At 56.4% G+C, this 13420-nt stretch carries 13 protein-coding genes; 8 read left to right on the top strand and 5 right to left on the bottom strand.

Annotated elements, in window-relative coordinates:
- Nucleotides 1-5: 5 nt before the first annotated feature.
- From V5T82_RS07490 to V5T82_RS07460, 7 genes are read left to right on the top strand one after another with little or no spacing between them, the layout of a single operon-like run.
- Complete coding sequence (locus V5T82_RS07490) at nt 6-815, top strand: motility protein A (protein WP_332894989.1); 810 nt, start codon at nt 6-8, stop codon at nt 813-815.
- A 14-nt stretch (nt 816-829) separates the two neighbouring features.
- Nucleotides 830-2200 carry a sigma-54-dependent transcriptional regulator FlbD gene (gene flbD, locus V5T82_RS07485; RefSeq protein WP_332894988.1) on the top strand — a complete coding sequence of 457 codons (1371 nt, stop codon included), beginning with the start codon at nt 830-832 and terminating at the stop codon, nt 2198-2200.
- Nucleotides 2201-2225: 25 nt separating this feature from the next.
- Nucleotides 2226-4367, top strand: a complete 2142-nt coding sequence (flhA, locus tag V5T82_RS07480; protein WP_332894987.1) for a flagellar biosynthesis protein FlhA — start codon at nt 2226-2228, stop codon at nt 4365-4367.
- A gap of 19 nt (nt 4368-4386) precedes the next feature.
- Nucleotides 4387-5190 (top strand): MinD/ParA family protein, encoded by an 804-nt coding sequence (locus tag V5T82_RS07475; RefSeq protein ID WP_332894986.1) that lies wholly within the window; start codon nt 4387-4389, stop codon nt 5188-5190.
- A 53-nt stretch (nt 5191-5243) separates the two neighbouring features.
- Nucleotides 5244-6899, top strand: coding sequence for a hypothetical protein (locus tag V5T82_RS07470; protein ID WP_332894985.1), 1656 nt, complete (start codon nt 5244-5246; stop codon nt 6897-6899).
- 46 nt (nt 6900-6945) lie between these two features.
- Nucleotides 6946-7341 carry a hypothetical protein gene (locus tag V5T82_RS07465; RefSeq protein WP_332894984.1) on the top strand — a complete coding sequence of 132 codons (396 nt, stop codon included), beginning with the start codon at nt 6946-6948 and terminating at the stop codon, nt 7339-7341.
- Between the two features lie 3 nt (nt 7342-7344).
- Nucleotides 7345-7944 (top strand): 2-hydroxychromene-2-carboxylate isomerase, encoded by a 600-nt coding sequence (locus V5T82_RS07460; RefSeq protein ID WP_332894983.1) that lies wholly within the window; start codon nt 7345-7347, stop codon nt 7942-7944.
- Nucleotides 7945-7953: 9 nt separating this feature from the next.
- Here V5T82_RS07460 and V5T82_RS07455 read toward each other — a convergent pair whose 3' ends face one another.
- Nucleotides 7954-8385, bottom strand: coding sequence for a flagellar FliJ family protein (locus V5T82_RS07455; protein WP_332894982.1), 432 nt, complete (start codon nt 8383-8385; stop codon nt 7954-7956).
- Between the two features lie 32 nt (nt 8386-8417).
- Nucleotides 8418-9956, bottom strand: coding sequence for a flagellar protein export ATPase FliI (gene fliI, locus V5T82_RS07450; protein ID WP_332894981.1), 1539 nt, complete (start codon nt 9954-9956; stop codon nt 8418-8420).
- Between the two features lie 253 nt (nt 9957-10209).
- On the opposite strand from fliI, the gene ctrA reads away from it, so the two are divergent.
- Nucleotides 10210-10911, top strand: a complete 702-nt coding sequence (ctrA, locus tag V5T82_RS07445) for a response regulator transcription factor CtrA (RefSeq protein ID WP_332894980.1) — start codon at nt 10210-10212, stop codon at nt 10909-10911.
- Between the two features lie 18 nt (nt 10912-10929).
- On the opposite strand, the gene V5T82_RS07440 is transcribed toward ctrA, so the two are convergent.
- The 3 genes from V5T82_RS07440 to V5T82_RS07430 form a co-directional block, all read right to left on the bottom strand.
- On the bottom strand, nt 10930-11769 hold the full coding sequence (locus V5T82_RS07440) for a CheR family methyltransferase (RefSeq protein ID WP_332894979.1): 840 nt from the start codon (nt 11767-11769) through the stop codon (nt 10930-10932).
- Between the two features lie 34 nt (nt 11770-11803).
- Nucleotides 11804-12931 (bottom strand): protein-glutamate methylesterase/protein-glutamine glutaminase, encoded by a 1128-nt coding sequence (locus V5T82_RS07435; protein WP_332895189.1) that lies wholly within the window; start codon nt 12929-12931, stop codon nt 11804-11806.
- Nucleotides 12932-13029: 98 nt separating this feature from the next.
- Nucleotides 13030-13395: a response regulator gene (locus V5T82_RS07430; RefSeq protein WP_332894978.1), complete on the bottom strand. Its 366-nt coding sequence runs from the start codon at nt 13393-13395 to the stop codon at nt 13030-13032.
- Nucleotides 13396-13420: the final 25 nt, after the last annotated feature.

Here is a 13420-nt window from a genome sequence, read left to right as displayed (position 1 = left end):
CACACATGGCGGACAGCAATATCAATATTACTCCGGCGAAATCGTCCATCGATCTGGCAACCATTGCCGGTCTGATCGGCGCGTTCGGGTTTGTGATTGGCGCGATCGTTGCGGGTGGTGCACCGGGCTCGTTCATTGATTTTGCGGCACTCGCCATCGTCATCTGCGGCACCATTTTTGTCACCACCATGTGTTTCACTTTGGGTGAGATGGCCCGCACCATCAAAGTCATCTTCAAAACCATGTCACACACGGCGCGCGATCCGTCCGAAGCCGCTATCCAAGTTCTGCAAATCGCCGAGCTGGCGCGGCGCCAAGGTGTTCTGTCCTTACAAGGTGTGTTGAACCAGTTGGAAAGCGAGCCGTTGCTGCACAAAGGCATGACCATGGTCGTCGATGGAACGCCCGGTGAAGAAGTCGAACAGATTTTGCGCAAAGAAATGGTCTCGACCATTCAACGCCACCAATCCAGCGCGTCCGTCCTCAAAAAGGCTGCAGAATTCGCCCCGGCCATGGGCCTAATCGGGACCTTGATCGGTCTCGTGCAAATGTTGGGCAACCTGGAAGATCCAAGCTCCATCGGCCCGGCCATGGCGGTTGCCTTGCTCACCACGTTTTATGGTGCGGTCTTGGCCAACATGGTGTTTGCGCCAATGGCGGCGAAGCTGGAACGCAACTCGTCCGAAGAATCCATGGTCAACAACGTCTACGTCATGGGGGCCGCATCTATCGGCCGTCAGGAAAATCCCCGTCGTTTGGAAATGATGCTTAACAGCGTTTTGCCCCCCGCCAAGCGTGTAGAATATTTCGACTAAGAAAGTAAACCGACATGCGATTGCTCATTATTGGAACATTGGACGGACAGGTCGGCGCGGCTAGCAAGATCGCGCTGTCGCGTGGTGCCAAGGTCAATCATGTGGACACGGTCGAAGCCGGTTTGGACTTCCTGCGATCAGGCGGCGGTGCCGACTTGGTTTTGGCCGACGTTCAAGAAGACCTGAGCACATTGGTCGGGAGTCTTGAATCTGAACGTATCGCCGTGCCCGTGGTGGCCTGCGGTGTGGGCAACGACACACAAGCCGCCGTGCGTGCCATCAAAGCAGGGGCAAAAGAATACATCCCCCTGCCCCCCGACGCCGAATTGATCGGCGCGGTCTTAACGGCGGTCGCCGAAGAAAATTCGGATTTCATCCATACCGACCCGCGCATGGACGATGTCGTCAAGCTGGCCGACCAAATCGCGCCTTCGGATGCGTCGATCATGATCACCGGCCCCAGCGGCACGGGTAAAGAAATGATGGCGCGCTACCTTCATATGAAAAGCAAGCGCCGCGAAGGCCCGTTCATCGCCGTCAACTGCGCAGCCATTCCGGAAAACCTGTTGGAATCCGAATTGTTCGGTCACGAAAAAGGGGCGTTCACGGGTGCCGTCGCACGGCGCATCGGCAAGTTCGAAGAAGCCAACGCCGGCACCATCTTGTTGGATGAGATCAGCGAAATGGACCCGCGCCTGCAGGCCAAGCTCTTGCGGGTCTTGCAAGAACGCGAAATTGATCGTGTGGGTTCGAACAAGCCGGTCAAGGTTGATGTGCGTATCTTGGCGACGTCCAACCGCAACATGGAACAACATGTCCAAAGCGGTGGTTTTCGCGAAGATTTGTACTTCCGCTTGAACGTCGTCAGCTTGGACTTGCCGCCCTTGAATGAGCGTCCCGACGACATCATCGCGCTGGGCCGTCACTTTGCGGCCAAATACGCTGAAGCCAACGGCATTCAGGCACGCGGTCTCTCTGAGGACGTGCAAAAGCTGTTGTTGGCACACCCCTGGCCTGGCAATGTCCGTGAACTGGAAAACACCGTGCATCGCGCCGTTCTGTTGGCGTCGGGCGACGAAATCGGTCCCGATGCAATTTTGTTGAGCGAGTCCGGTTTTGGTACGCCAAGCCCTGCATCGAGCGCTGCGGCGGCGTCTTCTGGCGCAGATGCGGACGCTGCGTCCATGGTCGGAAAGACTGTTTCCGAAGTCGAACGCGAACTGATCATCAGCACGCTGAGCCATTGCTTGGGCAATCGCACGCATGCGGCCACCATTTTGGGCATTTCGATCCGCACGCTGCGCAACAAGTTAAAACAGTACAACGAAGACGGCTACGCCGTGCCGTCACCGGGCGGTGCCGACGGTGAACAGCCGAACCTTTAGAGCACGGGACGCAGTCAAGTAAACAATGGCAGACGAAACCCCACAAACAGCCGCTGCGCCAGCCGCAGGCGGCGGAGATTTTCTCAGCGCACTTCGTGATTTCGCCGGCGTAATTTCCAAACGTGGCGACATCATGATGGCCCTGGGTGTGGTCGCCATTTTGGTGGTCTTGATCCTGCCCTTGCCGACGTGGTTGCTGGATGCCAGCTTGGCGTTTTCCATCACCTTTTCCGTGATGATTTTGATGACCGCGCTGTTTATCGAGCGGCCGCTGGAATTCAATACGTTCCCGACCATTTTGCTGTTGGCAACGATGATCCGCTTGGCGCTGAACTTGGCGTCCACGCGTTTGATTTTGGCCCATGGTCACGAAGGCACTGACGCTGCGGGACAGGTCATTCAGGCCTTTGGCGGGTTCGTCATGGGCGGCAACTTCGTTATCGGCATCATCGTCTTTATCATCTTGGTCTTGGTCAACTTCATCGTGATCACCAAGGGTTCGGGACGGATCGCCGAAGTGTCGGCACGTTTCACCTTGGATGCCATGCCCGGCAAACAAATGGCCATCGATGCCGATCTTTCGACAGGACTGATCGACGAAGAACAAGCGCGCACACGGCGCAAAGACCTGGAAGACGAAAGCACCTTCTTTGGGTCCATGGACGGTGCGTCGAAGTTCGTCCGTGGCGACGCCATCGCCGGTTTGCTGATTACCTTCATCAACGTGATTGCCGGTATGATCATCGGTGTTGCCCAGCACGACATGAGCTTTGCCGACGCCGCCAACAACTTTACCCGCTTGACCGTCGGTGACGGTCTGGTGACGCAAATCCCGGCACTAGTGGTGTCCACCGCCGCCGGTATGATGGTCACCAAAGCAGGCGTGACGGGGGCCACGGAAAAAGCCCTGTTCAAACAAGTCGGCGGCCAGCCCCGCGCCTTGGGCGTGACGTCGTTCTTGCTGGGGGCATTGGCCTTGCTGCCGGGCATTCCGTTTTTCCCGTTTATGTTTCTCAGTGTCATCACCGGGGTCACGGCGTTCGTCACCAACCGGATGCAAGAACGCGTCAAAACCGAAGAGTTCGAAGCAGCCCAGGCCCTGAAGGTAGAAGAGGCCGAAGCCATACCGGAAGAACCGATTTCCACAGCGCTCAAAATCGACCTCATGCGCTTGGAACTGGGTTATGGCCTGCTGTCTTTGATCAACAACCCGCGCGACGGCAAACGCCTGACGGATCAAATCAAAGCGCTCCGCCGTCAGATCGCCCAGGAAATGGGCTTCGTCATGCCGTCCGTGCGCATCCAAGACAACATGCAACTGGAAGCCAACACCTACATTATCCGCACCAAAGAAATCGAAGCCGGTCGGGGCGAGCTGCACCCCAACATGTTGTTGGTGATGGATCCGCGCGGCGAAGAGATCACCCTTCCCGGCGAAAAAACCGTGGAGCCCACCTTTGGCCTGCCCGCCATGTGGATCGACGAGCAAAACCGCGAAGAAGCCCTGTTCCGCGGCTACACTGTGGTTGACCCGTCCACCGTGATTACCACGCATCTCACTGAAGTCATCAAAGACAACATGCCCGAATTGTTGTCCTACGCCGAAACGCAGAAGCTGTTGGACGAATTGGACGACGATCACAAAAAGCTCATCGAAGACATGATCCCCAACCAAATTTCCATGGGTGGGACGCAACGTGTCTTGCAAAACTTGCTCACCGAACGTGTGTCGATCCGCGATTTGCCGACCATCTTGGAAGGCATTTCCGAAGCCTGTGGCATGACCCGCAACGTCACCATGATCACCGAACACGTGCGCGCCCGCTTGGCGCGCCAAATCAGCGACATGAACACCAACGACGAAGGTGTCATCGTGTTGCTGTCGCTGTCGCCGGAATGGGAACAACGTTTTGCCGAAAGCTTGGTCGGTCAAGGCGACGACCGTCAGCTGTCCATGCCGCCGACCTATCTGCAAGAATTCATCGCTCAGCTGCGCACGGCCTACGAACGCCAAGCCATGATGGGCGAAGTTCCGGCACTGTTGACCAGCCCGGGCATCCGCCCCTATGTGCGCTCCATTATCGAACGCTTCCGCCCGGCGACTGTGGTCATGAGCCAAAACGAAATTCACCCCAAAGCGAAAATCAAGACTGTTGGACAAGTGTAAGGCGCGGTAATCTCTGCTCATGGCAAACGAAACAACCACACCCGAGAAAACACCGACCTCACCTGCGAAAAAGGGCAAGGGGCAAAATATTATTGCTGTCGCATCCGGCAAAGGCGGCGTGGGCAAGACCTTCTTGGCCATCACGCTGGCCAACGCGCTGGCCAACAAAGAACGCAAGGTCTTGTTGTTTGACGGCGATTTGGGGCTTGCCAACTTGGACATTCAATTGGGCTTGATGCCGCAGCAAGACCTGGGTTCTGTCATCGCTGGCCGTTTGACGCTCAACCAAGCTGTCTTGCCGTTCCCGGTGGGCGGCTTTGACATTATCGCTGGGCGCTCCGGATCTGGGGGCTTGGCAAACATTCCCACGTCCCGCCTGCAGATGCTCAACGAAGACATGGCGCTGTTGGCGCAAGCCTATGATCATGTGATCTTGGACCTTGGTGCAGGCGTAGAACGCACAGTGCGCCAACTCACCCACAATGTGGGAACTTGCTTGGTGGTGGCGACGGACGAACCGACATCGCTGACGGACGCGTATGCCTTTATCAAGCTCACCCACATGGAACGTCCCCAGTTGGACATTCGCATTGTCATCAATGCAGCTAACTCGACGCGTGAAGGGGAGCGAACCTACAACACGCTGCTGAAAGCTTGTGAAGGATTTCTTAAGATTTCCCCGCCATTATTAGGGGTCGTGCGCCGTGATCCGAAGGTGCGCGAGACCATCAAGGCCCAAGTGCCTCTGTTGACCCGTTACCCCAACGCAGAAGCCGCCCAGGATATCGCCGTCATTGCACGCAAGCTGGTGGAAGACGAATAAACCTTTTCCACCGAGGGCCTTAGCAAACTGGGGAGAACCCCGGGAGGCCACATATGTCGACCGTCACACCGCCAACACCCCCCACCCCATCGGCGCCCCCCGCCGCGAGCCCAACCGCGACCGCGATTAAGGCTCCGCCGGCTGTGCAAAACATGCAGCCGGGCCAGCAGATTCAAGCGACACAGCAACCCGACGTCACGTCCCAACTGCCGCCTAAACAGGTGCAGGTGCAAACCTCCATGGGGTCTATGACTTTGCAGACGGCCCTGCAAATTCCCAAAGGCGCGACCTTGACGATGGTTTTGCAAAGCTTGGAGCCCAGGCCCCAGTTCTTGATCACGGAAATTAATGGCAAGCCAGTCCCCCAGGCCCAACAAGCGGCTCAAACAGCCGCTCAACAACCGAATTTTGGCGCAGCCCAAACCGCAAAAGCCGCCCCGTCCCTGCCCGTGCAGGACGGTGCACGCCTGACGGCCACACTGGTGCGCGCAACCACACCACCCACATCTACGGCGGCGGCCCAAACCGCCCAGCCACAGGCTCAACCTGCGGGGCAAGTCACACCGAACGCTGCCCCAACGCCCACGGCACAGCCCGCATCGACCCCGGCGGCGGGCACCACCGCACAAACCACGCCTCAGCCCACTGGCGCAACACCGACACCGCAAGCCGCGACACCCACTGCCCAGCCGACCCCGTCCGCCCAACCGTCTGGCGGACACGCAACGCCCCTGCCGTCGGGCACCAAGTTCCAAATTTCCGTGGTGCGCGTCGATCCGCCACAGACGGCACCCAACACACCCGCGCCGCAAACAAGCCAAGGCCTGAGCCAAGGGGCAACAGTGAGCGGCATCGTCACAGGCACGACGCCCAAGGGCCAACCCATCGTGCAAGGCCCCAACGCGACCTTTGCGCTGGAAACCACGTCTAAGATTGATGTGGGGTCCCGCGTGATCGTGCGGCTTGAAACCGCACCCACCCCCCCCGCCGTCAAAGCTGCCCAGCATATGAGCGCAGCGGGTATGAAAGAGACTTTGGTGCAGTCGAAATCTTGGGGCACGCTGGACGAAGCCTTAAAAGCCATAGCCACCATTGACCCGGCGCGCTACCAACAAATCCAACAAAACATCCCCCAGCCGGGGCCAAAGCTCACCAACCAGCTGTTGTTTTTCATGAACGCGCTGAAAGGCGGCGACATCAAATCTTTGATGGGCGACACAACGGCGCGCATTTTGGACAATGAACGTCCAGGCATGATGAACCGCCTGTCCACAGACTTTCAGGCCATGGCCCGCTTGGTCGATGAACCGCAACAAAATGATTGGCGCTTGGCGTTGATCCCGTTGATGAGCGACGGCGCGCTTGAACAAATCAAAATGTATTACCGACATCGCCAGCGCCAAGGAGCGGAACACAACGAAGACGAAGGAACACGATTCGTTTTAGATTTCGACCTGTCGAATATGGGCCATATCCAGATTGACGGGCTGATGAAAACAGACAACCAAAAGCTTGATTTGATCATCCGCACTGACCAGCCCCTGCCTGCAGAGATGCGCGCAGATATGGGCGAGATTTTCATGGCGGCTGAGGAGTACACCGGTATCGCCGGTACACTTGCCTTTCAAGCTGCCCCTGGTCATTTTGTCGACTTCACCCCGCCGCCAAAAACGCCGGGACCGGGGCAAACGCAGGGGCTATTCGTATAAACTCGACTTCGTGTTATGAAGGATTGAGACAACGAAAGGCACAACGATGGATTTGATGGAGCGCCGCCGGCATCTCAAAGTCGGACCAAACCCGGACCGCAAGCTTGACTACTTAATCACCTTGGAAGGCCACCTGCCCAACAGCGGCGGCGCGCGCCAAGCCGTCCAAGTGCGCTATGTGCCGGACAAAAATATATTGGATGTGAAGAGCTTCGGGGCCTACTTGGAAGCCCTATCCACCATCGTATGGCCGTCCCCCGAAGAGCTGGCCGTCACCGTGATCACCGACATCAACAACGAACTGATCGCGCGCTGGGTCCAAGTCACCGTCAACGCGCCTGATCTGCAGCACCACGCCATCGAAACCCACGGCGTGGTCTTGGAAGACCGCCAACCCGATTGGGATAACCCTATGTTGCTCAACCGACTGGAAAGAATCTGATCCATGGCTGAGATCGACTTCTGGTACGAATTTGCCAGCCCCTATTCATATCTGTCCGCCATGCGCATCGAAGACGAAGCCGCCAAGGTAGGCGTCACAGTCAACTGGAAGCCCCTGTTGCTGGGGCCCATTTTTAAAGACCAAGGCTTTCAGGACAGCCCGTTTAATGCGTTTCCGTTAAAACGCGAATACATGTGGCGCGATATGGAACGCTGTGCGGCGGAGCTGGGCTTAGCGTTTCAAAAGCCCCAAACCTTTCCCGCCAACAGCTTGATGGCTGCACGCCTTTCGCTCTTGGGAGCATCAGAAGGATGGGCGAACACCATCACCAAAGCCATCTATGCGGCCTATTTCGGTGAAGGCAAAGACGTGGCCGATCGGGAAATGTTGAGAGATTTGGTGGATAAACACATCCCCGGCGATGCAGATGACATACTTGCGCGCGCTCAATCGGCTGAGAACAAAACCGCCCTGCGCGATCAAGTCGAACAGGCGCGAACGCTCGGCATCTTCGGCGCGCCCATGTTCGTCTGTGTTGATGAACTGTTTTGGGGCAATGATCGTTTGGACATGGCGCTTAAGTTTGCTGCGGCGCCAAACTAACCCGCCTTATTATCCAGCCTGCGCTTTCCTGCGTCGGTGCTGGTTCATGGCAACTTCGTCCAACTGGATTTGTTCGCGACGGTTTTGTTCCATCTCGTAGCGGCGCTGGCGGTTGCGGTCCACCGTCTCGTATTTCTTCAGCTCTTGATACGCGTCCGACAACTCGTCTTGGGCATAACCGATGACAATGTCCATCTGGTTGATGGAATCTTGCAAGTTTTCGCGGCGCTCAATGGCTTGCTGAGCATACACACCGTAAGTCAATCCTGCCAACGTCGGGTCGGCGGCGGCGGCGGCCTGTTGGAGGACCAAATCTTCTTCCAACTGTTTGATCTGATCTTCCAGCTCACCCTGCAGACGCAAAAGCTCGCCCAGTTTGCGGCGCTTTTCGTCCACGTTCCATTCGTGCAAGCGGATCAGGTTCTTCATATTGGCAGCCACGTGTTTATATCCTCAAACTTTGTATTTTCGTTTTAGTGGTCATCCATATTGGTCGACAAATTGCTGACTGTCGGCATTTCCGGCATCAAGTTACCCGGTTGTTGGCCCGGTTGTTGGCCCAGTTGTTGGCCCGGCTGCCCCCCTGGAGTGCCTTGGGGTGCACCTTGCCCAGGCGGTACGGCTTGGGGTTGGGTAGAGCCCATTTGCACAGGCGTTCCTTGTTGCGGCGGCTGGGCGTTGTTCACGGGCTGGTTCAAAATGTTGGCCAAGCGCCCATAACATTCGTCAAAGGTATTGCTGTCGCCCTTGTTCTGCGTCAGGAACGTTTCCAACGGCTCATTGAAGAAAATCGCTTCGTCCACTTGTGGGTCCGTGCCACGCCGATAGGCCCCCAAACGGATCAGCTCGGACATATCGTCATAGGTGGAAATCAAACGCTTCGCCCGGTTGACCAGCGCATTTTGTTCCGACGTATTGCAATCGGGCATGGTCCGCGACACGCTTTTGAGGATGTTCACGGCCGGAAAGCGACCCCGTTCCGCAATTTCGCGATCCAGCACCACGTGACCGTCCAAGATACCGCGCACAGCATCGGCCACCGGTTCGTTGTGGTCGTCGCCTTCGACCAAGACCGTAAACAGCCCGGTGATGTCACCTTGCCCTTCTTGACCGGGGCCGGCACGTTCCAACAGGCGCGGCAACTCGGCAAAGACGGACGGCGTATAACCTTTGGACGCCGGGGGCTCGCCCACCGACAAAGAAATTTCACGCTGCGCCATGGCGAAGCGGGTGACAGAATCCATCAAACACAGAACTTCGTTTTGACGATCCCGGAAAAACTCAGCCACCGCCAAAGTCGCATAGGCCGCTTGGCGACGCACCAGGGGCGGTTCGTTCGACGTCGCCACGATCACGACGGAGCGTGCCAAACCTTCTTCGCCCAAATCGTCTTCGATAAATTCACGCGCTTCACGACCACGTTCGCCCACCAGTCCGATAACGTTGACCTGGGCATCGGTGTTGCGCGCCATCATCGACATCAAGGTCGACTTACCCACGCCGGAACCGGCAAAAATGCCCATGCGTTGGCCCATGCAACACGTCAAAAACGTGTTCATGGCGCGCACGCCCAAATCCAGCTTGCCGCCAACGCGTTTGCGCAAGTGCGCGGGCGGCGGTTCGTTCTGCACAGGGTAAGCATGATTGCCGTTGGGCAGCGGACCTTTGCCATCGATGGGGTGGCCGAACGCATCCACCACGCGGCCCAACCAGCCTTCGGTGGGATAAATCACGGGCTCGGCAGAGCTCACCTCAACGCGACAGCCCAAGCTAACACCGTCCAAAGGACCAAACGGCATCAACAGCGCCCGGTCTTCGCGAAAGCCGATGACTTCACAAGCAATGCGGTGTTTGTCGCGCGCTAAAATGTCGCAGTGGTCGCCAATGGAGAACACACCTTCCACGCCGGAGACCTCAACCAACAGACCCACGACCGCCGCCACCTGCCCGTAGATTTCAAAATCCGGCAAGCGTTCGACTTCGTTGATGATGTTGTTGACGTAAATTGGCACTCAAATACCTAGCGCGTCACAGCCCCAAACCACCCATTCTGCGAATCGGTTTGTGCTCAAATGTTAAGAAATGCGCTTCTGCACCTTTCCACAGTTTACAATATGCGCCCATATCCTTTAAAGGATGGTAAAGCAATTCAACGCGTTAACAAAGATTAATACGTAAGATGCACTACCATCACTTGACCGCTTGAATGTGCCTCGCACTACATATATGGTTAACAGAGAGTTTCGAAAGGGGAGAGCTACGCCCATGCGCGTGTTGCTTGTAGAAGACGATCCAGCCATGGCCCAAAGCGTCGAATTGATGCTGAAAACGGCCGGTATGGTGGTGGACGCGACTGATCTTGGGGAAGACGGTCTGGAAATCGGTAAACTGTACGACTACGACATTATTATCCTGGATCTGATGCTCCCGGATATGGATGGTCTGGAAGTCCTGCGCCGTTTACGCGATGCCCGGGTGGAAACCCCTGTGTTGATTCTGTCCGGTTTGACCGAGTCTGAGATGAAGGTTAAAGGTCTGGGCACCGGTGCGGATGATTACCTGACCAAGCCGTTCGACAAAGAAGAACTGCTGGCCCGTATTCAAGCCATCGTCCGTCGCAGCCAAGGCCACAGCCAATCCATCATTAAGACCGGAAAGCTGGCGGTGAACCTGGATGCCTCCACTGTTGATGTGGAAGGTGCACCCATTCACCTCACGGGCAAAGAATACGGCATTTTGGAACTGTTAAGCCTGCGCAAAGGCACGACATTGACCAAAGAGATGTTCTTAAACCACCTCTACGGCGGTATGGATGAGCCTGAGCTCAAGATCATCGACGTGTTTATCTGCAAACTGCGCAAAAAACTCGCCGATGCGACCGACGGTGACAACTACATCGAAACGGTGTGGGGACGCGGTTATGTTCTGCGCGACCCGGAAGAAGGCGCGCAAGCCAAAGAGGCTTAAGAGTTAAACCGAAAAGATTTAAGACGGCTCCACCAAACAGGTGGGGCCGTCTTTGTGTTTGTAAACCCCGCGCCCGCTTTTCACCGGCCACAGTTTTTCGGTGATCCCCATGGTCGATTCTGAGCTGCCCAAGAATACAACCCCATCGGGGCTAAGTACCTCGCCAATGCTTTCCAACACCTGGGCCTTGGTTTCCAAATCAAAATAAATCAGCACGTTTCGACACATCACCATGTCGAACGTGCCCAGTGCCCCTAAATTTTGCAGCAGATTTTGTTGACGAAACGTGACCTTCGCGCGGATCTCGCTGCTGAGTTGCCAAAACTCACCGTGTTGTTTGAAGTACTTCATCAACATCTTCACGGGCAGGCCGCGCTGGACTTCGAACTGACTGAACATCCCTTCTTGCGCCCGGTCCAGAACAGAGCGGGAAATATCGGTGGCGATAATTTCCACCCGCCAGCCTTTCAGTTCATCGGTCATTTCATCCAAGATCATGGCAAGCGAATACGGCTCTTGGCCGGAGGAACACGCCGCACACCAGATGCGGAGCTTGCGCTGTCCAGAACGGCGCTTCAACACTTCCGGCACGATGGTGTCGCGAAAGGTATCGAACGGCTCACGATCCCTGAAAAACAGCGATTCATGGGTATTCATGGCCTCAGATATTTCGGTGGCAAGCGGGTGGTGGGGATTATTGCGAATAACGTCGACCAACGCGTCGATGGAGGCATACCCGTGTTCCCGCACCAGCGGCATCAAGCGGGTTTCCAGCAAGTACATTTTTTCCGGCGTCACCACCAAACCGGAATGGTTTTTGAGGAAATCGCGGATGAACTCGAAATATCCAGACGCCATTCCTGACCTCCCGTTTTAAGAGGTGGAAGCCGGATTAGCGGGTGCGATTGATGAAATTGGTCGCGTGTCCGGCCAGTTCACCCAACGGCAGAACGGCACTGCACACGCCGGCGGCAGCGGCGGCACCAGGCATACCCCAGACGACCGAAGTCTTTTCATCTTGCGCAATCACGGTTCCGCCCGCATCGATCAAATGCTGCGCGCCTTTGGATCCGTCATTGCCCATGCCCGTCAAGATCACGCCCAACACACGACCGCCATAGACCTGGGCAATGGAGCGGAACATCGGGTCAACCGCAGGACGACAGAAGTTTTCCGGCGGATCTTGAGTGAGCTTCACCGCACGTTGCGGGCCTTTTTGCGTGACGATCATATGATAGTCGCCGGGGGCCAACAAAATCTTGCCGGGCTCCAACACGGCGCCATCGGTGGCTTCCGCGCACGGCCAGCCGGACATGCGGGTGATGTGTTCAGCCAAAATTGACGTAAACGTCGCAGGCATGTGCTGTGTGATCACGATTGGCAAGTTTAATGTCTTGGGCAGGGCTTTCAAAAACTCGAACAGAGCTTGCGGTCCGCCGGTGGAACTGCCAATGGCGATGATATCGGGTTTGTTGGTGCCGGCTTGGCGCAATTGAACTTCGCTGGATTTGTTGACCTTCCAGCCTTCGGCCTTGGGTGCCGCGGGCGCAGCCCCCGCAGCTGGCTTTGCCGCCGGGGTCGCTCCGGGTGTAGCTTTCGGCATCGGTTTGCCGACTTGTTGACGATGGACAATGCCAAGACCTTTGACCTTGTTCAACAGCTCCATACGGAAATCGTTTTCGCCGCTAAGTTCACGCGCCGTGGACGGCTTGGGCACATATTCGGTCGCGCCTAAGCTCAAGGCCTTCATGCTGACCTCGGCGTTGCGCTTTGTCAGCGTGGACGCCATAATCACTTTGACGTTGGGGTCCGCCTTCAACAACAGCGGAAGCGCCGTGAGCCCATCCATGACCGGCATTTCGATGTCGAGAATGACCACATCGATCTCACCGGGCTTGCGGGTCAACTGATTGACCGCCAACTGCCCGTTACCAACAGATGCCGTCACGGTTAGCTCTGAATCCCCTTCAAGCATGCGCGTGATCAAGCCCCGGATCACAGCCGAATCGTCAACGACCATCACATTGATCGTGCCGTTTGATGAATTTTGTGCCGTATCGCTCACGTGTATTTCCGTTTCAATCGTCCCCCAGCACCCAAAAAGAATGCTGCTTGTTTTTAAAGCAAGCCCACTTGCGTGAACTTGGCTTGAATGATCTCGCTATCGAAAGGCTTCATGATGTATTCGTTCGCCCCCGCTTCGATCGCTTCTTGAATATGCTCAATGTCGTTTTCGGTGGTGCAAAACACCACGACGGGTTTATCGCCCCCTGGCAAAACCCGCAGCTCGCGCAAGTATTCGATACCACTCATCACGGGCATATTCCAATCCAACAACACCGCATCTGGCATGGCTTGTTTGCAGGCATCCAGCGCCTGCTGTCCGTCAGCCGCTTCTACGGTTTCAAAGTCTAAATCCTGCATGATTTTCTTTGCAACCATGCGGATGACCTTGGAATCGTCCACAATGAGACAAGATTTCATACGTGCGTTCTTCCCAAAAAGCGCC

Origin of the sequence: Magnetovibrio sp. PR-2, from assembly GCF_036689815.1 — a bacterium.
In the GTDB taxonomy this organism is placed as follows: domain Bacteria; phylum Pseudomonadota; class Alphaproteobacteria; order Rhodospirillales; family Magnetovibrionaceae; genus Magnetovibrio.
The sequence above is the reverse complement of the archived record's forward strand: the minus strand, read 5'-3'. Positions and strand labels throughout refer to the sequence as shown.